Annotated in this window: 15 protein-coding genes; 11 read left to right on the top strand and 4 right to left on the bottom strand. The window is 38.2% G+C overall.

The window, feature by feature from the left end; all coding sequences use genetic code 11:
• Positions 1 to 445 precede the first annotated feature (445 nt).
• The 4 genes from EM308_RS04545 to EM308_RS04530 all read right to left on the bottom strand — a co-directional run bounded on the left by EM308_RS04545 (position 446) and on the right by EM308_RS04530 (position 9,385).
• Positions 446 to 3,403: an ATP-binding protein gene (locus EM308_RS04545; protein WP_051877591.1), complete on the bottom strand. Its 2,958-nt coding sequence runs from the start codon at positions 3,401 to 3,403 to the stop codon at positions 446 to 448.
• Between the two features lie 274 nt (positions 3,404 to 3,677).
• Positions 3,678 to 5,045, bottom strand: a complete 1,368-nt coding sequence (locus EM308_RS04540) for an efflux transporter outer membrane subunit (protein WP_035632856.1) — start codon at positions 5,043 to 5,045, stop codon at positions 3,678 to 3,680.
• Positions 5,035 to 8,208 (bottom strand): efflux RND transporter permease subunit, encoded by a 3,174-nt coding sequence (locus EM308_RS04535; protein ID WP_035632854.1) that lies wholly within the window; start codon positions 8,206 to 8,208, stop codon positions 5,035 to 5,037. Before EM308_RS04535 ends, EM308_RS04540 begins: the two co-directional genes overlap by 11 nt.
• 28 nt (positions 8,209 to 8,236) lie before the next feature.
• Positions 8,237 to 9,385 (bottom strand): efflux RND transporter periplasmic adaptor subunit, encoded by a 1,149-nt coding sequence (locus tag EM308_RS04530; RefSeq protein ID WP_051877590.1) that lies wholly within the window; start codon positions 9,383 to 9,385, stop codon positions 8,237 to 8,239.
• A gap of 282 nt (positions 9,386 to 9,667) precedes the next feature.
• On the opposite strand from EM308_RS04530, the gene EM308_RS04525 reads away from it, so the two are divergent.
• The 11 genes from EM308_RS04525 (at position 9,668) to EM308_RS04475 (ending at position 23,992) form a co-directional block, all read left to right on the top strand.
• Positions 9,668 to 10,642 (top strand): polyphosphate kinase 2 family protein, encoded by a 975-nt coding sequence (locus EM308_RS04525; protein ID WP_081907207.1) that lies wholly within the window; start codon positions 9,668 to 9,670, stop codon positions 10,640 to 10,642.
• Between the two features lie 216 nt (positions 10,643 to 10,858).
• Positions 10,859 to 12,541, top strand: a complete 1,683-nt coding sequence (locus EM308_RS04520) for a SulP family inorganic anion transporter (RefSeq protein WP_051877589.1) — start codon at positions 10,859 to 10,861, stop codon at positions 12,539 to 12,541.
• Positions 12,542 to 12,902: 361 nt separating this feature from the next.
• A complete protein-coding gene (gene trhO / locus EM308_RS04515; protein ID WP_035632852.1) occupies positions 12,903 to 14,261 on the top strand; it encodes an oxygen-dependent tRNA uridine(34) hydroxylase TrhO in 1,359 nt (452 codons plus the stop codon).
• Between the two features lie 136 nt (positions 14,262 to 14,397).
• Positions 14,398 to 15,639, top strand: coding sequence for a peptidase U32 family protein (locus EM308_RS04510; protein ID WP_035632849.1), 1,242 nt, complete (start codon positions 14,398 to 14,400; stop codon positions 15,637 to 15,639).
• Positions 15,639 to 15,869: a ferredoxin gene (locus tag EM308_RS04505; protein WP_035632846.1), complete on the top strand. Its 231-nt coding sequence runs from the start codon at positions 15,639 to 15,641 to the stop codon at positions 15,867 to 15,869. The genes EM308_RS04510 and EM308_RS04505 overlap by 1 nt, the downstream gene beginning before the upstream one ends.
• Positions 15,870 to 15,996: 127 nt before the next feature.
• Positions 15,997 to 17,523, top strand: a complete 1,527-nt coding sequence (locus EM308_RS04500; RefSeq protein ID WP_035632843.1) for a hypothetical protein — start codon at positions 15,997 to 15,999, stop codon at positions 17,521 to 17,523.
• A gap of 195 nt (positions 17,524 to 17,718) precedes the next feature.
• Entirely contained in the window at positions 17,719 to 19,128 is a 1,410-nt protein-coding gene (locus tag EM308_RS04495; protein ID WP_035632842.1) for a PSP1 domain-containing protein, read from the top strand.
• A complete protein-coding gene (locus EM308_RS04490; protein WP_035632839.1) occupies positions 19,112 to 19,591 on the top strand; it encodes a gliding motility lipoprotein GldH in 480 nt (159 codons plus the stop codon). Before EM308_RS04495 ends, EM308_RS04490 begins: the two co-directional genes overlap by 17 nt.
• 9 nt (positions 19,592 to 19,600) lie before the next feature.
• Positions 19,601 to 21,919 carry a penicillin-binding protein 1A gene (locus EM308_RS04485; protein WP_035632837.1) on the top strand — a complete coding sequence of 773 codons (2,319 nt, stop codon included), beginning with the start codon at positions 19,601 to 19,603 and terminating at the stop codon, positions 21,917 to 21,919.
• A gap of 620 nt (positions 21,920 to 22,539) precedes the next feature.
• Positions 22,540 to 23,244: a CoA transferase subunit A gene (locus EM308_RS04480; RefSeq protein WP_035632833.1), complete on the top strand. Its 705-nt coding sequence runs from the start codon at positions 22,540 to 22,542 to the stop codon at positions 23,242 to 23,244.
• Positions 23,245 to 23,335: 91 nt separating this feature from the next.
• Positions 23,336 to 23,992, top strand: coding sequence for a CoA transferase subunit B (locus tag EM308_RS04475; RefSeq protein WP_035632830.1), 657 nt, complete (start codon positions 23,336 to 23,338; stop codon positions 23,990 to 23,992).
• Positions 23,993 to 24,071: the final 79 nt, after the last annotated feature.

The following is a 24,071-nucleotide window of genomic DNA, read 5'->3' as shown; positions in this document are numbered from 1 at the left end:
GAATTTATTTAACTCCAGACTTGTGACACTTTATTTTAACGTTTTATGTTGATTTTAAGTTTTGTATTAAATCAATTTCTGGGGGAATACTAGAAAATGGCTACAGCAATTTCCGAGCTAGATCTTTTTTTAATATAAAATATGATGTTAAAGCCATTTTGAAAAACTGTAAATCTTTATCCTTACTGATAAAATGCTATTTCTTTCTTGATGCCTTAACACAAATAATAGTAATGTCGATTTAATTAATTCCTGAGAGCTACTTTTATATTTACAATTATTATTATAGTTACAAAAAAATCAAAAATAAGTATTTAATCGGTTAAATAATACCGTTAATCGGGTTTTTATTTATTTCGTCTTATTGATGTATTTTCTAAAATCTATATTTAGTGATAAGTGTCCTGTTAATTTTATTGGCTAATGATTTTCATGAATCACTACTTCATCTATCAATTGAGGCAGCTTTAATTTTGTCTATATCCAACTTTAACTGCTCTTCTATTTTTCTATTCAACACTACGGCCTCAACAATCCATAATAAACATTCTGTTAAATCTGTTTTCTTATGGGCTGCGACCTCAATTTTCAAGAGTAAATCATACAGCGTGGTCGCCTTGAATAATCCTACAGGAGTTTTTGCTTTATGAGTCTTTTCATAAACATCTTCCCAGTTGCCTGCATTTGCACTGTCGTGGACTTTATCCAACAACACCGAAACGGTTTCAAGATAAGTGCTTACCATTTCTTCAGAATAATCGGGATCTCCTAGCTCTTCTAGCCAACTTAGATTATAAAGTTTGTTTATTACTTCATTCGCTTTAGGTGGTTTTGAGCTTTTATTTTCATTTCCCGTTCCAACAAACTGCTGAACAATTTCAAAAAACTTTTGAAACTCAAAAGGCTTTGACAAATAACCGTTCATGCCTCTTGACAAACATTTGTCTGCCTCACCCATCATTGCCGATGCTGTCATCGCAATAATTGGGATGTTTAGTTTTAAATCATTGCGAATGTGATCTGTTGCGGCAAAACCATCCATTAAAGGCATTTGAAGATCCATTAATACCAAATCGAAATTACTATCATCCTTTAATTGATCGACAACTTCCTGCCCATTTTCGGCTACTACAACCACACCTCCAGCTTTCTGAACCAATTTGGTTACCAATTTCTGGTTGACCTCCTGATCTTCTGCCAACAAAATTCTCAATCCTTCCAATGTCTTGTTATTCCATTTTGACTGGCATTTTTTGACTGCAACATCCTCTTCATTCCCAATACCGAAAGGCAACCTAAAGCTGAAAATAGAACCTTTACCCAATTCACTTTCAACCGTAATACTACCGCCTTGTAACTCAATCAAATATTTAGTAATAGAAAGTCCCAAGCCTGTGCCTCCGTACTTGCGAGTAATGTTGCCTTCGGCCTGTGTAAACGACATAAATATTTGGTCGACTTTGTCACTTGGTATACCAATACCTGTATCCTTCACGGTAGCCAGCAGTACAATTCCTGTTTGAGTCTTTTCACAAGAAATTGCAATCCGAAGTTCCCCTTGATGCGTAAATTTTACAGCATTACCAACCAAATTATTAAAAATCTGCTTCAATCGTAGTGAATCGCCTACTAGGACTTTAGGAATGTTTGAGTCCATGTCAAATTCCAATCTGGTGCTAGGCTTCAGCATCGGCCTAAAATTATAAATTACATGCCTTACCAGTCCTTCCAAATCAAAATTTACTTGCTCAAAAGTAAGTTTCCCGGCATTTATCTTAGAAAGATCCAATATATCATTTACGATACTCACTAAATTTTCTCCCGAAAAATTAATTGCATTGGTGAGTTCAAGTTGCTCAGTATCTAGATTTGTATCCATTAACAAGCGATTCATGCCGAGGATACCATTCAATGGTGTTCGCATTTCATGACTAATATTCGCCAAGAATTGTTCCTGCATTTTTTGCGCAGCTGTTGCGGCCTCACGAAGCTTAACAACTTCCGAAATATCAGCGACCACACAGGCTATTCCTGATACATTCCCTTCATCGTCAAAAAGAGGAACACCGTTAAACAAAAGTGGTGTTTTCACTTTCGCTACATCGTCACCAGAATAAGGTTTTATATCCAATAAGAATTCCGTAGAGACAGGCATTTTGGATTCCATAATTGCTCTGTCCCAGTTTTCGAGCATCTCTGCTACATCAGCAGGCATCAATTCAAAATTAGTTTTACCAATTGGGTCAGCCCAAAACAGTCTATCTGCATTATTGGTAGCAAATGTGAACTTATGTTCTAAGTCTTTGGCAATAGCAAGAGTTTTTGTGTTTTCAATAACCGTTCTGAATAATCGTCGAGTTTGTTTTCTCTCTCCTTCAGATATTGCAAGGTTTTCTTTCGCTAGTTTCTCTTCAGTAATATCTCTTATCGTAGTCAGGAAGCCTCCATTTATATCGTCTTGAACTACATATGTAGACTCAGCCACCACCCAGGATTCTCTCCCGTGTTTGGTTCTCATCATCATTTCCGACTTTGCAACAGAAACTCCTGGTGTTCTTATTAAATTGCTGTGGTTTTGAAGGATAGGTACTGAATCCGGAGTTACTAATTTCGAAACATGAAAACCACCCTCCATCAACTCATCTTTTTGATATTCGAACATTTCTGTAACCTTACTCGAAGCAAATATCAGATTCGAATCTATATCAGTTACTATAACAGAATAAGGAAAGCGCTCAAGAAAAGCAAAATATTTTTCTTCTTTTTCTTTCGTCTTCAGTAAATGTTTTTCCGTTTTTTTTAGCCGTTCCTGTTTATAAAGCAATACCGTAAAAATGGAGAATCCCAGAAAAAAAATTATTTGATCAAGGCGAATATATTTATCTGTTTCTTGGCTATGTATAGCCCTCAATTTTTCTACTTCCTTTTCCTTTACTACAACAAACTCATCGATAAAATTGTAAAAAGCAGTTAGGTTTGCATCAGACTGAAGTAACAATTGCTTTAATGCTGCATTATCCTTAGCATTCAAAATTTTATAGTCTAACGCTATTCTTTGCCTAACCATGCTATCAATGACAAGAGCTGCTTTTTGGGTTTGCATCGCTTCATTTATCACCAACGCATTAAGGCGATTAACCCTTATCTTTACCGAATCATGTAAAATTTTTAATTTTTCATCATCCTGAAAATCTTTTCGAAACAGAGAATTATTAACATTAATCACAGAAAGAAAATAACTTTCTCTCACGGATCTAGCAGTTCGAACCAAAACACGTTGTTCTCCTATTTGATTATAACTTTCTATTAATGATTTCTTTATTCCGCTGCTAATTATGAAATAAATCAAAAATAATACTATTGACAAAATCGTAACACCAACAAAGTTCCTCTGCTTAAACATCTTCATACATTATAGTTTATCAATGCAAACAAATATAACGTGACTGAAAGACAGATAAAATGACTAAAATCATATTCCGACTTCGATTTAGTTAAAAAAACAAAGAAAAAATTGTATACTGTGTTTTATATCATCAATAACTATGTTAAATCCTACTTTTTTTAACATAATTAGTTTTGGAGACCTATACTCATTATGGCTTTCTACTAGTCACTATAACAAAAAAACCATTCAAATTATGAATGGTTTTTTTGTTGTTAAGAAAGAGTTATTTTTAGTTCCAACCGCCTCCCAGAGCTCTGTACAATTGCATCATCGAACTCAGTTGGCTTTGTGTTAAGTCCGAAAGACTCAATTCGGCATCAAACAATGATCGCTGAACTTCCAGTACTTCCAGATACGAAACATATCCATTATAATACCTGGCTTCAGATAATTCGAGATTTTTTCTGGCAGCAATCACTTGTTTGTTTCTTGCGGTCCATTCTTCTTTATACGTTCTTACGTTCTGCAAAGCTTGCTCCGCTTCTGCAACGGCAACAATACAGGTTTTTTGGTAAGCGAGCTTCGATTCTTCGGCAATTTGACGGTAAATTTCTACTCTTCTTTTGTTTTTTCCAAAATTAAAAATAGGTCCGGCAACCGAAGCACTCGCGTTTTGCAGGTAAGAAGAACTATTGAACAAAGCACTTACATCGGAGTTTGCAAAACCAACCAAAGCCGCAATGTTGAAAGATGGGAAACGCATTGCCTGCGCAACTCCAATTCTTTCATTGGAAGCCATATAATACTTTTCGGCCTGTTGTACATCGGGTCTGTTTTTCAACAGAATTGATGGAATGGAAACTGGAATATTATTTGCCACTTGCAATTCCAAAATAGTTTTTCCGCGCTCAATTGGACCCGGAGCCATACCTGTTAGGATAGCGATTCTGTTTTCTCGGTCGGTAATTAAACGTTGAATAGCCGGTATCGAAGCTTCGGCAATTGCTACCTGTTGTTCAATCTGAACTTTATCCACCTCAGAAACATAGCCTGCCTTAAACCTTGAATTGATAAGATCAAATGCTTTTTGTCTGGTTTCCAAAGTTTGTTTCGAAATCAACAGTTGATTATCATAATCACGAAGCTCAAAATAAGCAATGGCAATATCACTTACCAAATTGCAAAGAACTACTTTTCGCCCTTCTTCACTGGCCAATAACTCATCCTGAACCGCTCTGTTTTCATGACGAACTTTGCCCCAAAAATCCAATTCCCAGGATAAAGTAGCCGCGGCATTGGATGGCAAAAACGATTTCTCATTACTATTTACCGTTCCGCTATATCCTATTGCAGGCAATAAATCGGCTTTGGTATAACCCAATTCTGCCCTTGTTCTGTCTATTCGGGCTTGAGCAATTTTCATATCATAATTATTTTCCAACCCTTTATTGATTAATCCTTTAAGAACCTCATCATTAAAGAGATCAAACCATTTCACATTGACCACAGAAGCCAATGTATCTGCGTTGGCAACACCATTTTGAAAATTACCCGCATGCTGTTCTTCTGGCTTTTGGTATTTTGGCCCTACCAAACAGCCTGTAGGCAGTACCGCAAGAACAACCATAACAACGATTATTTTAAAACTATTCTTCATGGTCTGTCGTTTTTGAATCTGTACTATTTTCAGTTGCTACAACCTCATCTTTGCTTTTTCCGATGTTTTCAATCATCACAAATAAGCCCGGAACGATTAATACCCCAAGAACTGTCGCAATCAACATACCGCTAAACACTGCCATTCCCATTACGATACGAGCCTGTGAACCGGCACCCGTAGCGGTAAGCAACGGAACAACCCCAAGTATAAAGGCGAAAGCAGTCATTAATATTGGACGAAAACGAAGTTTTGCCGCTACCATAGCCGATTCGTACAGTGGCTTACCCTTTTCATATTCTTCCTTGGCAAACTCAACAATAAGAATCGCATTTTTGGCGACCAGTCCAATCAGCAATACCAATCCAATTTGTGCAAACACGTTGTTTACATAAGCATCGCTTCCAAATCTGGCAAGGAATAATCCCAAAAATGCACCAAATACAGCAAAAGGAGCGCCTAGCAATACGCTAAATGGAAGTTTCCAGCTTTCGTATTGCGCCGCAAGAATTAAGAACACAAACACCAATGCCATCAAAAACACAGTTCCTCCGCCTGGCGAATGTTTTTCCTGATAGGAAAGGTTAATGTAATCATAACTCATATCTGCCGGCAGGGTTTCTTTTGCAACTTCTTCCAATGCAGTCAAAGCTTGCGCACTACTGTAACCATCGTTAGGACTTCCACCAATCTCTGCAGCCCTGAATAAATTAAGACGGTTGGTAAAATCGGGACCTGCTACTTTTGTGGCGGTAACCAAAGTAGACACAGGCAACATACTACCTTCGTTATTTCTTACATATATTTTATTCAAATTTTCGGGTTTCAATCTATCAACAGCCTCACCTTGCAGATACACTTTGTACTGACGTCCAAAACGGTTAAAGTCATTGACATAAGTTCCTCCCAAAAAGGCTCCCAAAACTTCGGTAACTTTTGAAACAGGAACTCCTAGTTTCATAGCTTTATCATTGTCGATATCCAGCTTTATCTGTGGCGTACCGGCATTAAAAGTGGTATAAATTCTTTTTATTTCAGGACGTTTTTGAGCTGCTGCAATAAATGCCTGAGTTTGTTGCGCTAGATATTGAGGTGGATTTCCGCCTCTGTCCTGCAACATTAAACTAAATCCTGCCGAAGCTCCCAATCCCTGGATAGCTGGTGGTCCAAACGAGAAAGCAGTTGCATTCGTGATTTGGGTTGCTAGCTTTTTATTTAACCTGTCCACCAATTGTTTTGCCGTTTCATGTCTTTCTTCCCAAGGTTTTAAGGAAATAAAGATAAAAGCATTATTCGGTTGGTACGAGTTGGTAAGCATACTAAATCCGTTGATTGTGGTATAAGAAAGTATTGATTCTTCCTCTTTCAAGAAACTATCCACTTTCTTTGAAACCTCATCGGTACGCTGAAGCGAAGATGCTGGAGGCAATGCTATGTTTACCAAAACATAACCTTGATCTTCCTCTGGGATAAATCCTGGCGGAATCCCTTTTCCTAAAAACACAACTGCAACCAAAATTACAGCCAACAAAAGAACGATACGCATTGCTTTTTTTGCAAAAAATGTAGCTCCTGATAAATATTTGTCAGTGACTTTTTCGAATATTCTGTTGAATCCGGCAAAAAATTTAGCCAACCACCCTGTTTGTTCTTCAACTGGTTTTGTGGGTTTTAATAACATCGCACACAACGCGGGACTCAACGACAAGGCACTAAATGCCGAGAAGGCTACAGAAACCGCAATGGTTATGGCAAATTGCTGGTAAAAACGTCCCGTAATACCCGGTGTCATTGCCACCGGCACGAACACTGCAATCAAAATAAGAGCAATTGCAATTACGGGCCCCGAAACTTCCTTCATCGCTTGAACAGTTGCCTCTTTAGGCGTTTTGCCATGCTCTATATGATGTATTACAGCTTCTACAACCACAATCGCATCATCTACAACAATACCAATTGCTAATACCAATCCCAACAAGGACAGCGTGTTTATTGAAAATCCTAACATTGGAAAAACGGCAATGGTTCCAATTAATGATACTGGCACCGTAATTAATGGGATTAATGTAGCACGCCAGTTTTGAAGAAATATAAATACTACCAGAATAACCAATATAACTGCCTCAAAAAGTGTGTGAACAATGTCTTTAACTCCTGCAGTAATAGCAAGTGTGGTGTCCAATGATTCTTGGTAAACAATGTCCTTTGGAAACTTATCCGACATTTCCTTCATTGCTTTCTTGGCTGTTTCGGCTACTTCGAGCGCATTACTTCCAGGCATTTGATACAACCCAACAACCGCACTTGGCGAACCATTTCTTCGGGCATTGGAACTGTAATTCTCTGTCCCCAATTCTATTCTGGCAATATCGCTCAATAATACTTCGGAACCATCGGATTTACTTTTTACAACAATGTGCCCAAATTCTTTTTCGGTTACCAAACGATCCTGAAGCGTTACACCATAGGTAAACTCAGTTCCCGCTGGCGAAGGCTCTGCACCAAATTTCCCTCCCGGGCTAATCATGTTTTGGGCATTCAAAGCATTCTTTACATCTTCAACGGTAACCTCAAGCTTACTCATCATATCCGATTTTAACCAGACGCGCATAGAGTAATCACTACCTCCAAAAAGTGCAACCTCACCAACTCCTTTTATACGAGCCAATTGATCCACAATATTGATACTCGCATAGTTATTTAAGAATTTTGCGTCATATTTTGGATTGGTAGATGTAATTGTAAAAAGCATCATCGGGAACGATAATGATTTTTTTACCACTACCCCTTGTTGCTTTACGCTCGCTGGCATAAAAGGGGCTGATTGGTTTTGCCTGTTTTGCGTAAGCATATTGGCGTTATCCAAATTTGTACCAACATCAAAAGTCACCTCAATGGTACAAGCTCCATCAGATGTATTGATGGATTTCATGTAAAGCATTTGCTCCACTCCATTTACTTTTTGTTCAATAGGTGTTGCAACTGCCTGTTCTACGTTTAGGGCATTTGCACCTGTAAAACTTGTTGTGATTTTTACAACTGGTGGATTAATATCTGGATATTGAGATATTGGTGTTTTCTGTAATGCGAGTAATCCGAGTATCACCGTAATGATACTGATTACTATAGCTACGATTGGTCTTCTAACAAAAAATTCTCCCATAATGTATCAAATTATTTATTAGCACTGATTAGTTTTCTGCTTTTCCTGGAGCCCAGTCTTTAATTTTGGGAGTTACAACGCTTCCGCTTTTCAATAAGGAAGTTCCGCCCATAGCAACTTTATCGTTTGCCGTTAGCCCATCGGTAACTATATACGAATCTTTATAAGACGAACCAACTTGAATCATTTTCATCTCGACTTTATTATCATTTCCTAAGACGAAAACCTGATAAATTCCCTGCATTTCAATAACAGAACGCTGCGGGATTAGTAATGCATTTTTGCGAACATCGGTAACAACGTTAATTTTCACATATTGCCCGGGACGAATTAATCGGTCTGGATTTGCAAATGCTGCTTCAAAGGTTACGGCACCAGTTGTTGGGTCTATTTGTCTGTCGGCAAAACTTATTTTTCCTTGTTCTGGATAAACCGACCCATCTGATAAAATTAATGAAATTGCTTTTCCGGCTCCTTTCAGACTGGAATCTTTCTTGGATATTTCTCTAAAAATTCGAAGGTATTCCTGTTCGCTCATTGTAAATCGAACTCTTACATCTCCTAAATCTGAAACTGTATTTAGAACGGAAGCGGCGCCCGGACGAACATAATCCCCAACCCGAACTTTGGATATCCCTATCAATCCCGAAATTGGGGCGACAATTGTACTATATCCTAATTCTATTTTTGAATTTGTCAGATTGGCATTTGCCGCTTGTAAAGAAGCAGTAGCCGCATTATACGCTGATTTAGCCGCTATTAATTCTCTTTGACTGACAGCGTTCATCTTGGCCAAGGGCACCATCATATCATAATCAGATTTTGTTTTGGCCACTCGAGCCTGTACCTCAGCCAAATCCCCTTCGGCTTCGTGCATTTTTGCCTGTAATGGCAACGGATCAATCGTGTATAACACCTGACCTTTGGTCACCATGCTTCCCTCCTTGAAGTTGAGGCTTTCGATAACGCCATCAACCCTTGGGTTAATTTCGATATCTGATTGTCCAAAAGTTTGCCCTGTAAACTCCGATTCGAGCCGGACATCCTGCTGCAACACTTTTACAACCGAAATCTCCAATGGTTTGGCTTCTGGCGCTGCATCTTTTTTACAAGAGATATAAAATTGGGGGAGAACTAAAACAACAAATAATATTTTAATCTTTTTCAGCGTATTCATAAAATTATTATTAAAATTAGTATAAACAAAAATACTGATTTATATTTTTCAGTAACAGGAAATTACAAAAAACTAATGAATAATTTACCTTATTTGGTAAAAAAATTAAAAATTCATTATCTTTTATACATATGAACTCAAATCCATCAATCATTATTTTGTTAAAACAATCCGGGTTCCTATTTTTTTATTAAATTAGTGGGTTGTTTTCACTTCACCCTAACAATAGGAAAAACTTCATTTATCTGTATCACCTTTTTAGCAACTTTAAATTTTAAGATCATGTCTAAATCAAACAAAAAAAAAGAAGAGTCGAATGATTTTGAGGAAATCCTTGTTGACCTATCTTCTTTAAGCAAAAAAGAATTAATCCAAAGAGCAAAAAAGTTTTCCAAACAATATTGCGTTGGAGATGGAGACGGTTTCAAACTTAAAGATTATGAGACCAAAGCCAGTTTCAATTTGGGTGAAGAGGGAAAACCATTAGTGAATCAAACCCTACAGATGGGTGTCGATGCATTGTCTTCCTTGCAGGATGTATTGTATGCTCAGGACAAATGGTCGGTGCTACTCATTTTTCAAGCAATGGATGCCGCAGGAAAAGATGGAGCAATCAAGCATGTAATGTCGGGAGTAAATCCACAAGGATGTCAGGTTTTTTCTTTCAAAGCGCCCAGTTCCGAAGATTTAGACCATGATTTTTTGTGGCGATGCCAAAAACATTTGCCTGAAAGGGGACGTATCGGGATATTCAATCGTTCCTATTATGAAGAAGTATTAGTCGTAAGAGTACACGAACAAATTTTAAAAGGCCAAAAACTTCCAAAAGAATTGGTTACCAAAGATATTTGGGATGAGCGATTCCAGGACATTAGAAACTTTGAAAAATACTTGAACCGAAACGGAACTATTGTTCTCAAGTTTTTTCTCAATGTTTCCAAAAAAGAACAAAAGAAACGATTTATAGAACGTGTGGACGACCCTGATAAAAACTGGAAATTCAGTGCCACAGATGCCAAAGAACGAGGTTATTGGGATGACTATATGAACGCCTATCAGGACTTAATAAAAAACACCTCGACCAAAAAATCGCCATGGTTTGTGATTCCTGCCGACAACAAATCCTATGCGCGCATTGCCATCGCATCGGCAATTATTACGGCTCTTGAAGAATTGGATTTGGAATACCCAAAAGTGAATGATGAAAAAATTGCCGAACTAAATGCTGTCAAAAAAGCGTTAGAAGAAGAAGACTAATGTAGGTCAAACGCATGAATTGATTTTTACCGCAAATTCGCAAATTTTAATATCAAATTCTATTGTAAATTAGCTACTTCAGCAGAATTAACTCAAATTAATTTCTCAGAAGTTACAAAATTCAGGTCTATTAAAAATTAATTTGCGAATTTGCGGTCATTTCAAAATTAATGTGTTTTCCTTGACGACTAATACCCTTTATTTAAAATTTGCACTATGAATTTTAAACTTTTTCCACCTACGGAATGGATTAAAAAATACAACGTCAAAACCTTAAAAAAAGACTTTGTAGCAGGAATAACACTAGCCGCCTATGGGATTCCGGTATCTATGGCCTACGCTTCTCTTGCCGGATTGCCTCCTCAATACGGAATCTATGGCTACCTTATCGGTGGTTTGTTTTATGCTTTATTGGGAACAAGCAAGCAACTCGCGATAGGCCCAACATCGGCAATTTCTTTATTGGTTGGAACCACCATTGCCGAAATGGCCAACGGCGACGTACAGCGTTGGGCCGATATTGCCTCTCTAACGGCCTTGGTTTTTGCTGGGATGGCAATACTTGCTTATCTCTTACGATTGAGCGGAATTATCAATTTTATAAGCGAAACCGTTTTGGTTGGTTTCAAGGCGGGTGCTGCAATAACCATTGGTTTGACTCAATTACCCAAATTATTTGGTGTAAATGGTGGCGGTGATAATTTTATTGATCGAATTATCACCCTTCTCCACCAACTTCTTGACATGAATACTGCGGTTTTCATTTTTGGCGTAGCCGCAATAATCATTCTCATTGTGGGCGAAAAAATAGCACCGGGACGTCCCGTTGCCATTTTGATAGTCGTTGTATCGATAATCCTTATTTCGACAACTTCATTGGGACATGACGGATTCAATACTGTTGGCACTATACCAACGGGTTTACCGGAATTTCACTTGCCCTCACTCCGAATTAGGGATGTAGATGGCGTAATGCCACTAGCCATGGCTTGCTTTTTACTATCATATATCGAAAGCGTTTCGGCGGGAAGAACATTGGCACAAAAAAATGGCTACATTATTGATCCCCAACAGGAACTTCTCGCTCTTGGAGTTGCAAATGCAGCCATAGCTTTTGGGCAAGGCTACCCCGTTGCCGGCGGATTATCACAATCTGCGGTGAATGATACTGCTGGTGCAAAAACCCCATTATCTCTTGTGTTTGCATCGGCAACAATCGCGGTGTGTTTGTTGTTTCTGACAGGTTATCTTCAAAATTTACCGACCGTGATTTTGGCCTCTATTGTCCTCGTTGCCATAAGAGGGCTTTTTGATCTAAAAGAACTTAAACACCTTTATAAGATTAACAAACAGGAATTTGGAGTTGCCTTAATTGCACTTGTGGCTGTTCTCATTTGGGGAATATTGACCGGTGTTTTGCTCGCAGCGATGGTAACTTTGCTGTTACTGATAAAAGCGGCCTCAAAACCCAATGTGGCATTCTTGGGAAGAATCCCAGGAACTAAACGCTACACCGATATGGAAAGACATCCTGATAATGAAAAAATTGAAGGTATATTACTTGTTCGCGTGGAGTCGTCAATATTTTATTTTAATGCAGAATACATCAAAGAGCGGATTTGGGAAAAAATCTACAGCGAAGCCGACACCCTGAAAACAGTAATTTTGGATCTTAACTCCTCACCCCACATCGATATTGCCGGAGCCCGATTTTTGAAACATCTTTTTTTTGATTTAAAAGCCAGACATATTACACTTCAAATTGCCGAAGCCCGTTCTGAAGTTCGCGACAGCCTGCGAGCCGAAAATCTGGAAGCCCTTCTGGGACACATTAGCCGTACTGTTTCGGTGGATGATTTGGTGGTTCGTGCCGTGCAGAATAATCAAATTGTGAGATAGGCCACAGATGACACGGATTTTACAGATTTTCACAGATTATATTTTGCATAAACATTTTGAATTAACGAAACTGTTTTAAAAGGCACGCAGATTTCGCAGATTCACGCAAATTTCTTTCTTCTTTGGGTATTATTTTTACATAAACATTAAATCCGTTCATATCTGCTTAATCAGTAAAATCCGTGGCCTATCTCACAATTTGGATTTAGCCCTTTTTCATTCGCAACCACCACAAATCATAATATTCCGCTAATTCGCATTTGGAAATCGCAAAAGTTCACTAATTTTGCGCCCGATTTCGAATACGTTATTAAAAAACAGAAATCGACATATATTTTTCTCAACTTAAACTGTTTATAGCATGCAACTGTACAACACCTTAAGCGCAGAAGAAAGAGCCATCATGATCGATGATGCCGGTAAACAACGACTTACGTTGTCTTTCTATGCGTATGCCAAAATTCAAGATCCCAAAAAATTTCGTGACGATTTGTTTTTAGCCTGGAACGCACTCGATGCCTTGGGCCGAATTTACGTTGCCCACGAGGGAATTAACGCCCAAATGAGTATTCCTGCCGAAAATTTGGAAGCTTTTAGAAAAACTCTGGAAGTTTATGATTTTATGAAAGGCATCCGTTTGAATGAAGCCGTAGAACATGATGATCATTCCTTTTTGAAACTTACCATTAAAGTTCGCCACAAAATCGTTGCCGACGGTTTGAACGACGACACTTTTGATGTTACCGATATAGGCGTTCACTTGAAAGCTAAGGAATTCAACGAAATTCTGGACGACCCAAACACGATTGTGGTTGATTTTAGAAATCACTACGAAAGCGAAGTGGGCCATTTTAAAGGCGCTATTACGCCTGATGTAGAAACTTTCAGAGAGAGTTTGCCAATCATTAACGAACAGCTTCAAAACCACAAAGAAGACAAAAATCTGGTAATGTACTGCACCGGAGGTATTCGTTGCGAGAAAGCGAGCGCTTATTTTAAACACCAAGGTTTTAAAAATGTTTTTCAATTGGAAGGCGGAATCATTAATTACGCCAAACAAATTGAAGCCGAAGGTCTGGAAAGCAAATTCATTGGGAAAAACTTTGTGTTTGACAACCGCCTTGGTGAAAGAATTACCGATGATATTGTATCGCAATGCCACCAATGCGGAAAACCTTGCGACAATCATACCAATTGCGAAAACGACGGCTGTCATTTGTTGTTTATCCAATGTGATGAATGCAAAGCCGCGATGGAAAACTGTTGTTCTACAGAATGTCTTGATATTATTCACCTGCCTTTGGTTGACCAAGTTCGTTTGAGAACCGGAAAACAGGTTGGAAATAAAGTTTTCAGAAAAGGAAAATCTGAAAATCTGAAATTTAAACATTCAGGTGAACTGCCAAATACTCCTTTGGCAACGAGCGAAAAGCCTGCAGATATCCGTCAGAAAATAAAAGTAAAGAAAGTGCTTCTTGGCAAAGCGGAACATTATTATGTGAAAGCGCAAATTGGACAGTTTACTTTAGAAAATAACGAATTGAACGCTGGTGACAAAATTTTAATCTCTGGACCAACAACCGGAAATCAGGAATTGGTTCTAGACAAACTGATTGTAAACGGCACTGAAACTGCAACTGCAAAGATTGGCGATAAAGTCACTTTTGAAGTGCCTTTCAGAATTAGATTATCGGATAAAATTTATAAGATTTTAGAATAAATTAAAACACAGATTGCACAGATTAGCACAGATTCATTTTTGAAATCAGCCAAATCAGCTAAATCTGCGTGAAAAAAATATTGCACGCAGAGAGCGCAGATTAATTCGCAGAATCTGTGTCAAAAATTATACTTACATGACAACAACAAACAAAATAGAATTAATGGCTCCAGCAGGGAACTTTGAGTCATTACAAGCAGGATTAGATAATGGTGCCGATTCAGTATATTTCGGAGTAGAGCAATTGAACATGCGTGCCCGTGCCACGGTTAATTTTACCATGGATGATTTACCGGAAATCGCCCGTCGTTGCGAAGCCAAAAACGTGAGAAGTTATTTGACGCTGAACACTATCATTTACGACCATGATTTATCGATGGTAAAAACATTATTAAACAAAGCCAAAGAAGCCAATATCACAGCAGTAATTGCCTCTGACCAAGCAGTCATTGCGATGGCAAGAGGAATTGGGATGGAAGTGCATATTTCGACACAATTGAATGTTACCAATATTGAAACAATCAAATTCTACAGCCTTTTTGCCGATACAATGGTTTTAAGTAGAGAATTGAGTTTGCGCCAAGTGAAAAAAATCACCGAGCAAATCGAAAAAGAACAAATCAAAGGGCCGAACGGCAAATTAGTAGAAATCGAAATCTTTGGGCATGGCGCTTTGTGCATGGCGGTTTCGGGAAAATGCTATTTGAGTTTACATTCGCATAATTCATCGGCAAACCGAGGTGCGTGCAAGCAAAATTGCCGTAAAAAATACACCGTAATCGATCAGGAAACCGGATTTGAAATCGAATTGGACAACGAATACATGATGTCTCCAAAAGATTTATGCACGATGGATTTTCTGGATCAGGTGATTGATTCGGGCATTCAGGTTTTGAAAATCGAAGGTAGAGGACGTGCTCCCGAATATGTAGCAACCGTAATCAAAACCTATCGTGAAGCCATTGACAGTTATTACGAGGAAACTTTTACCAAAGAAAAAGTGACAGTTTGGATGGAAGCGTTAAATACAGTTTACAATCGTGGTTTTTGGGCAGGCTATTACTTAGGTCAGGAATTGGGAGAATGGAGCGACGTTTCGGGTTCGGTGGCGACACAAAAGAAAGTGTATGTTGGAAAAGGAACGCATTTTTTTCCAAAAGCGGAAATTGGGCAATTCAAAATAGAGGCTTATGACATCAAAATTGGTGATAAACTTTTGGTAACAGGCCCAAGTACCGGTGCGCAGGAAATGGTTATCGAAGAAATGTATGTGAATGACCAATCAGTCAGTAAGGCAACTAAAGGTGACGACTGTACTTTCAAACTGCCTTTCAGAATCCGCATGTCCGACAAATTATATAAAATCGTGGAAGCCTAATGGTTATTGTAACACTCCAAAGGGACAAATGCATTGGGTGCAACTATTGCGTCGAAATGGCGCCCGTTCAATTTCAAATGTCAAAAAAAGACGGAAAATCGGTGTTGATTAAAAGCGTAAATGCCAAAGGTTTTTACACTTTGAAATCACCCGACCACAGCATAACCGAAAGTTGTGAATTGGCGGCTAAAGCCTGTCCGGTGAAAATTATTTCGGTGAAGGAAACGTAGAAAAAAAGGGAGATTTTTAAATTAAAAGCCTCCCCTTTTTATACCAAGTCACTAAGGTATAGTGATATACAGATTGTGAGCGATTTAATAAAATTGTATCTTTGATTAAACAAGCTGTTCAACATCAATGATCAAAACATTAAAAAACTACTTCAATACCACAAAAACTGTCAAATCATTTGCCATTTTTTGGTTGTGTTTAATCCCTTTTGAATTGTTTTCCCAATCGGCCGAAAAACAGGCCATTCAGGTGGAAAAAATGGAGTATACTTATAATTCTTCTATTTCAGAAACAGAAAATGGATCCAATTCTTTTTCGAATACCCGTATTATTTTAGCCGACAATCCCGAAATAGCCGACAAAATGAAGCAAAGTATTTTGACGGCAATAAACAATCGCTGGAACACAGTTGTTTCAAATCCTAAATGGGATTTCAAAGAAATCTCACGCAATAATAAGTCTCCAAAATTTAAAACCGAATTAAAAAAAGGAACACCCGGAAATTGGCATCTGTTTCTTCAGGTAATTGATCGTGGCCCTTATCCCATAACCGACAAAAGCAATTTGTTTTTTAACACATACCCCCCTTTTGAAAGTCTGGATTATGCGCCGTATTTTTTACAATTCAAAGTATCGATTGTTGATGGAAACAATGGATCTTCGATATTTTCAAATGAAATGATGGTCGAAATGAAGCGTACAGCAGTTCCTGCCGGGCAAATTCTGTTGCAAAAACTTCCTGCATTTACCGATTCTTTTCTTCAGGCTTTTGATAAAGCTGTTCAAACATTATTTGCTCCTGCTTCTCAAAGTGAATTAAAACTGGATGTAACCCCTGCCTGTTTATTTTTGGATACCGATAAGACTTTGGCGAAAGCCAAAAAACTAAACTTTGTCTCAAAAAACGATTCCGTTATTGAACTCATTCAGCTCAAACAAGAATGGATTGTTCAAAACAGTAAAACCCGAAAAACTAAACGCGTAAATAATTTTGGCAACAATTTATTCAATACCGTACTGACTTCCTCAACAGGCATAAGCTCCGATAAAATAAGAGCAATGAGGTATATTACTAAATTCAGTTTTACAGACACGAACGATAACGCTCATTATTTTTGCGAAATCCCTTTTATCGAAGAAACCCGGCAAGAGAAAGAAAGGGAAACATCGAGAGATGCTGATGGAACTAAAACATACAATAACCATCTCAATGGGAACAAAAGTGTAACTCGCATTTTTGAACCCAAACAACTTTACTATTTGATTCGTGAAAAAGATACTATCGCGCATTTTAAAATTACTAAGGGAAATCGATTCAGTTCCAAAAATCATTTTTCACAATACTGGGATGGTAAAAATGAATCCACCATTAGTAAGATGCCTGAGTTTTGGAATAATCCCTCATCGGAACAAAATAAATATCCAAATCCATTTGTACTCGAAGGGGAACTCAACAAATTGCCTTTTGTTATTGAAAACAGCAAAGCAGGAAACCAAATAGATATTGAAATCAGCGGTCAGGAAATTATGACATTAAAAATTTATAATAACAAACCCGTTTTGGGCTTGATGTATCCCAATACTGCCGATGAAAAAACCACAAATATTTTGCTGATGCTTTCAACGATGCCTTTCAATTTGATACTTTTCTGAAAGGTAAAAACCTTATATTTTTTTGATATAGAATCCCAATCCTTTTCATTTTATAAGCTAGATTTTTGTTTAATATAAATTTATCATTTTTTGGATTTCATTGTCCTTGTTGCATAAACCAAAAAAATAGTATCTTTACCCATTAAACCTAATACGAACTTAAATTGCATTTTTTGCAATACTACATATAGCATTATGGCATGTACAAGTTGTTCAACTTCTGATGGTGGCGCACCTAAGGGTTGTAAAAATAATGGGACTTGCGGCACCGATAGCTGCAATAAATTAACGGTTTTTGATTGGCTTTCAAATATGAGTTTACCTAATGGCGAAGCTCCTTTTGACTGTGTCGAAGTTCGTTTCAAAAACGGTAGAAAAGAATTTTACCGCAATAGCGAAAATTTAACTTTGAGTATGGGTGATATAGTGGCAACTGTCGCTTCACCTGGACACGATATTGGAATTGTGACACTTACAGGAGAATTGGTAAAAATTCAAATGAAGAAAAAAGGAGTCAATTCTTCGAGTAATGAAGTTCCAAAAATCTATCGAAAAGCGACACAAAAAGACATCGATATTTGGACCGCAGCCCGAAATAGAGAAGAACCTATGAAGGTTCGTGCTCGCGAATTGGCGATTGCTCAAAAACTGGAAATGAAGATTTCGGATATCGAATTTCAAGGAGATGGTTCCAAAGCCACTTTTTATTACACGGCAAATGACAGAGTCGACTTTAGGCTTTTGATCAAAGATTTTGCCAAAGAATTCAGCACAAGAGTCGAGATGAAACAAGTAGGTTTTCGTCAAGAAGCCGCACGTTTGGGCGGAATCGGTTCTTGTGGAAGAGAATTGTGTTGTTCTACTTGGCTAACCGATTTTAGAAGCGTAAACACTTCGGCGGCACGTTACCAACAATTGTCTTTAAATCCTCAAAAATTGGCTGGCCAATGTGGTAAATTGAAATGCTGTCTGAATTACGAATTGGACACTTACATGGATGCCTTAAAAGATTTCCCTGAGTTTGACACCAAATTAATTACCGAAAAAGGAGATGCCGTTTGCCAAAAACAAGACATTTTTAAAGGATTAATGTGGTTTGCCTATACTAATAATTTTGCCAATTGGCACGTTCTTAAAATTGATCAGGTAAAGGAAATTGTTGCCGAAAATAAACTAAAAAACAAAGTTTCCTCACTGGAAGACTATGCTGTTGAAGTCGTTGCCGAACCGGAACAAAATTTCAATAACGCAATGGGACAAGAAAGCTTAACGCGTTTTGACCAACCAAAAAGAAAGAAAAAACCAAATAAAAAAGCTAAGCCTTCAGCCGAAAAAACCATTGTTCCAAACAATGCAAACAAACCGGCACCAGCTATCCAAAAAAACAATCCTCAAGGCAGTAATGCAAGCACAAGCGTTGCTACCAAAGAGAATTCGACTAAGGAAAATCCACCAAAGGAAAATCCGAATGGCAACAATGGCAACAAAAACCGTAAGAAAAACAATCGCAGAAAAAACAACAATAATCGTCCGGCTTCTGCCGAAAACAACCAAGAACAACCAAGAAAACCCATAATTATTAAAAAAAATGAGAATAAAGAATAGTCTTTTACTGCTTTTGGTGGCAGTGCTCTTTTTTTCATGTGATAAAAAAAGGGTTTTTGACGAATATAAATCTGTTGGAAGCGCTTGGCACAAAGACAGTATCGTTACTTTTAATTTGCCTGTTTTGGATTCTACAAAAAGATACGATTTGTTTGTAAATTTAAGAGACAACAACAATTACAAATACAACAATATCTTCCTGATTGTGTCGTTGGAAACTCCAAATGGTTTCACCAAAGTAGATACATTAGAATACCAAATGGCCGAACACGACGGAACATTATTGGGTAATGGCTTTACTGATATTAAGGAAAGTAAACTCTATTACAAAGAAAATGTGCGTTTTAGAGGAAAATACAAAGTTCATATCAAACAAGCAGTAAGAGAAAACGGAAAAGTACCGGGAGTTAACTATTTAGATGGAATTACCGAAGTTGGTTTTAGAATAGAAAAAAAAGATTAAAACACGATTATGGCTATTAAAAAAAGTAACAATCAGACAAAAGGTATCGAAAAAGATATTAAATATTATTCCAGACAGTTTTGGAAAATTTTCTTTTATGGATTGGGCGGAATTGCTTTATTTTTCCTTTTTGCCTCATGGGGTTTATTCGGTTCCATGCCTTCGTTTGAAGATTTGGAAAATCCGGATTCCAATCTTGCCACCGAAGTCATCTCTTCAGACGGTGTTGTTCTCGGAAAATATTTTAAACAAAACCGTTCGGCTTTAAAATATTCTGATTTACCAAAAAATTTGGTTCAGGCACTTGTTGCCACCGAAGATGCCCGTTTTTACGAGCATTCAGGCATCGATGGCAGGGGAACTTTAAGAGCCATATTTACCCTAGGAACCAATGGTGGCGCCAGTACATTAACACAACAATTAGCCAAACAATTATTCCACGGAGAGGGGTCAAAATTTCTTCCTTTCAGAATTGTACAAAAAGTCAAAGAATGGATTATTGCCATTCGTTTGGAAAGACAATACACCAAAAACGAAATCATCGCCATGTACTGCAACGTATATGATTTTGGTAACTCAGCCGTTGGTGTTAGTTCTGCGGCTCAAACTTATTTTTCAAAAACTCCAAAAGAATTAACGGTAGACGAATCTGCACTTTTGGTAGGTATGTTTAAAAATTCCAGTTTATATAATCCACTGCGAAATCCTGATGGTGTAAGAAACAGACGAAATGTGGTGCTTTCGCAAATGGAAAAAGCAAACCTCATTACCGAAGACCAAAAACATCAATTGCAAAGTTTACCTATTACACTTCATTTTAAATTGGAAAGTCATAGAGAAGGAACCGCTACTTATTTTAGAGAATACCTTCGTGATTACATGAAGAAATGGGTAGAAGAAAACAAAAAACCGGATGGTTCCGACTACGATATTTACAAAGACGGACTTAAAATCTATACCACTATCGATTCCAGAATGCAGGCTTATGCCGAAGAAGCAGTTGCAGCCCACATGGCCAATATGCAGGAAGAGTTTTTTATTCAAAACAAAGACAACAAAAATGCTCCTTTCGTAAACATCTCCACGGCAGAAACCCAACGCATTATCAACCAAGCCATGAAATCTTCTCAAAGATGGGAGGAAATGAAGAATCAAGACAAAAGTGACGAGGAAATCATCAAATCTTTTAATGAAAAAACCAAAATGACGGTTTTCACATGGAAAGGCGAAAGAGACACCATCATGACGCCTTTGGATTCCATTCGTTATTACAAACACTTTTTGCAAGCCGGAGTAATGTCGATGGAACCACAAACGGGTAATATAAAAGTTTGGGTTGGAGGAATCAATTACAAATATTTCCAGTACGACCACGTAGGGCAAGGCGCAAGACAGGTAGGTTCTACCTTCAAACCTTTCGTGTATGCTACCGCGATAGAACAATTAAACATGTCGCCTTGCGACTCGATTCTCGATGGCCCTTTCATGATTCGTAAAGGTCGTCACCACGTAACCGAAGATTGGGAACCGAGGAACTCCGATAACAAATACCGCGGAATGGTAACCTTAAAACAGGCATTGGCAAATTCCATCAATACCGTATCGGCAAAATTGATTGACAAAGTAGGCCCCGAAGCCGTAATCGAACTCACTCATAAACTGGGCGTAAAATCCGAAATCATCAACCAGCCTTCCATCGCTTTGGGAGCTGTAGAAATTACGGTTGAAGATATGGTAGCTGCTTTCAGCACATTTGCCAACCAAGGAGTTTATACCAAACCACAATTTTTGACCAAAATCGAGAACAAAAGCGGGGAAGTTATCTACGAACCTATCCCCGAATCTCATGACGTTTTGAACAAAGACATCGCCTTTGCAGTAATTAAATTACTGGAAGGAGTAACCGAAACCGGTTCTGGAGCAAGATTGCGTACTCAAAACGGAGGAAACGGAGACAAACGTTGGACTGGATATCCCTATATGTTCAAAAATCCAATTGCCGGAAAAACAGGAACCTCACAAAATCAATCTGATGGTTGGTTCATGGGAATGGTACCAAACCTTGTAACAGGAGTTTGGGTAGGATGCGAAGACCGTTCGGCGCATTTCAAAAGCCTTACCTACGGACAAGGAGCCGCAATGGCCTTACCTATTTGGGGATATTTCATGAACAAATGCTATGGAGACCCTGGCCTTACGATATCCAAAGAAGATTTTGAAAGACCTAAAAATCTCTCCATCAAAGTAGATTGTTACGCACCAAGAGCAGCTGTAGTAAAAGACAGCACCGCAACGCCAGAACAAGACACCGAAGAGTTTTCACTATAAAAAAAATTTAACGCCAGCAATAATAATATCCATTATTGGGGCGTGTCCTCGTTGAGAAAAGGGGCTTATATACAAAGCCGCTTATAGAGCCCCTTTCCTCAACGAGGTCGGGCTATCCGCGCTACTTCGGTAGCTAGCTTCTATCCCTCACGCAAAACCAATAAACAAGATATTTTTATATGTAATCGGTAGTATTCCCCTCCACTGGAGGGGTGGCTGCAAGCCGGGGTGGGAAAATGAATTCGTATTAAACCCAAAATCTGGATTAGAATTGTATTGATTGTATTTCTTGTAGAGTACTCAGATTATCACAGATTTTTTAATGGCAAAAAAGAGAAAATAGCTTATTGAAAATTACTTTAAAAATTTCGCGGAACTTTGCGAATTCTTCGTGTTTCTTTGTGAAATAAATCCTAATGCAGATTTTAGGTTAAAATATCATTCTTCAAATTTGTTTAATTTGTGGCTATTTCACAATTCGTGTTAAACACCCCGCCCTTCGGGCACATCTCTTCAAAAGAGGAGAAATTACGAACCGGCATTGCAATCTCAAATAATTCCACTTATTTTATTACATTTACTATTGGAAACGAAATCGATGTAGTTACAAAAAATAATTTATGATTAACAAAAAAGTAAATACCGTACAAGAAGCGCTTCAAGGAATCGAAAACGGAATGACGGTCATGTTCGGCGGTTTTGGATTGTGTGGCATACCCGAAAATTCCATCGCCGAATTGGTTCAAAAAGAAACCAAAAACTTAACCTGCATTTCCAATAATGCCGGAGTAGATGATTTTGGACTGGGCTTGCTTTTGCAAAAAAAACAAATCAAAAAAATGATTTCCTCCTATGTGGGAGAAAACGCCGAATTCGAACGCCAAATGCTTTCTGGAGAACTAGAAGTTGACCTCATCCCACAAGGAACTTTGGCAGAAAGATGCCGCGCGGCACAAGCTGGAATTCCTGCCTTTTTTACTCCCGCCGGTTACGGAACCGAAGTCGCCGAGGGTAAAGAAGTCCGTGAATTCAACGGAAAAATGCACATCATGGAACATGCTTTCAATGCCGATTTTGCTATCGTGAAAGCTTGGAAAGGCGATACGGCAGGAAACCTCGTCTTCAAAGGAACCGCCAGAAACTTTAACCCTTGCATGTGCGGCGCCGCCACAATAACCATCGCCGAAGTCGAAGAACTCGTCGAAGCAGGAACATTGGACCCAAACCAAATTCATGTTCCGGGGATTTTAATACAGCGCATTTTTCAAGGAGCCCGTTACGAGAAAAGAATTGAGCAACGCACTGTAAGAGCTAGAAATAATTAGATAATGAGATAATTTGTCAATTAGATAATTCTTCACAGTGCGTTTTGAAATTATCTAATTATCAAATTGACTAATTGACACATTTAAAGACATGCTAATAAAAGAAGATATCGCAAAACGAATTGCAAAAGAAATAAAAGACCGCTATTTTGTCAATTTAGGGATCGGAATTCCGACTTTGGTGGCCAACTATATTCCAAAAGGAATTAACGTCGAATTTCAAAGCGAAAACGGCGTACTCGGTATGGGACCATTCCCCTTTGAAGGTGACGAAGATGCCGATATCATCAACGCAGGAAAACAAACGATCACCACTTTGCCCGGTGCTTCTTTTTTTGACTCGACGACCAGCTTCGGAATGATTCGCGGAAAGCACGTCGATTTAACCATTCTCGGCGCTATGGAAGTTTCAGAAAAAGGTGATATCGCCAATTGGAAAATTCCAGGAAAAATGGTCAAAGGAATGGGTGGTGCGATGGATCTAGTAGCTTCTGCAGAGAACATTATAGTTGCCATGATGCACGTTAACAAAGCCGGAGAAAGTAAAATTCTAAAAAAATGCACGCTACCGCTAACCGGTGTAAGTTGTGTGAAAAAAGTAGTGACCGAACTAGCCGTTTTGGAAATCACTCCAAAAGGTTTTAAGCTACTAGAGCGTGCTCCCGGAGTTACTGTAGAACAAATCATAAACTCTACCGAGGCCGATTTAATCATTGAAGGTGAAATTCCAGAAATGATAATTGATTAAGAAAACCTATTCAGATTAAAAAAATGTAAGAATTGTTTTTTTTACATTTAATATAAAAACTTAAAGTTAACAGAACTCC

It is taken from the genome of Flavobacterium gilvum, assembly GCF_001761465.1.
Taxonomy (GTDB): domain Bacteria; phylum Bacteroidota; class Bacteroidia; order Flavobacteriales; family Flavobacteriaceae; genus Flavobacterium; species Flavobacterium gilvum.
This window is presented reverse-complemented; position numbering and strand designations above follow the sequence as displayed.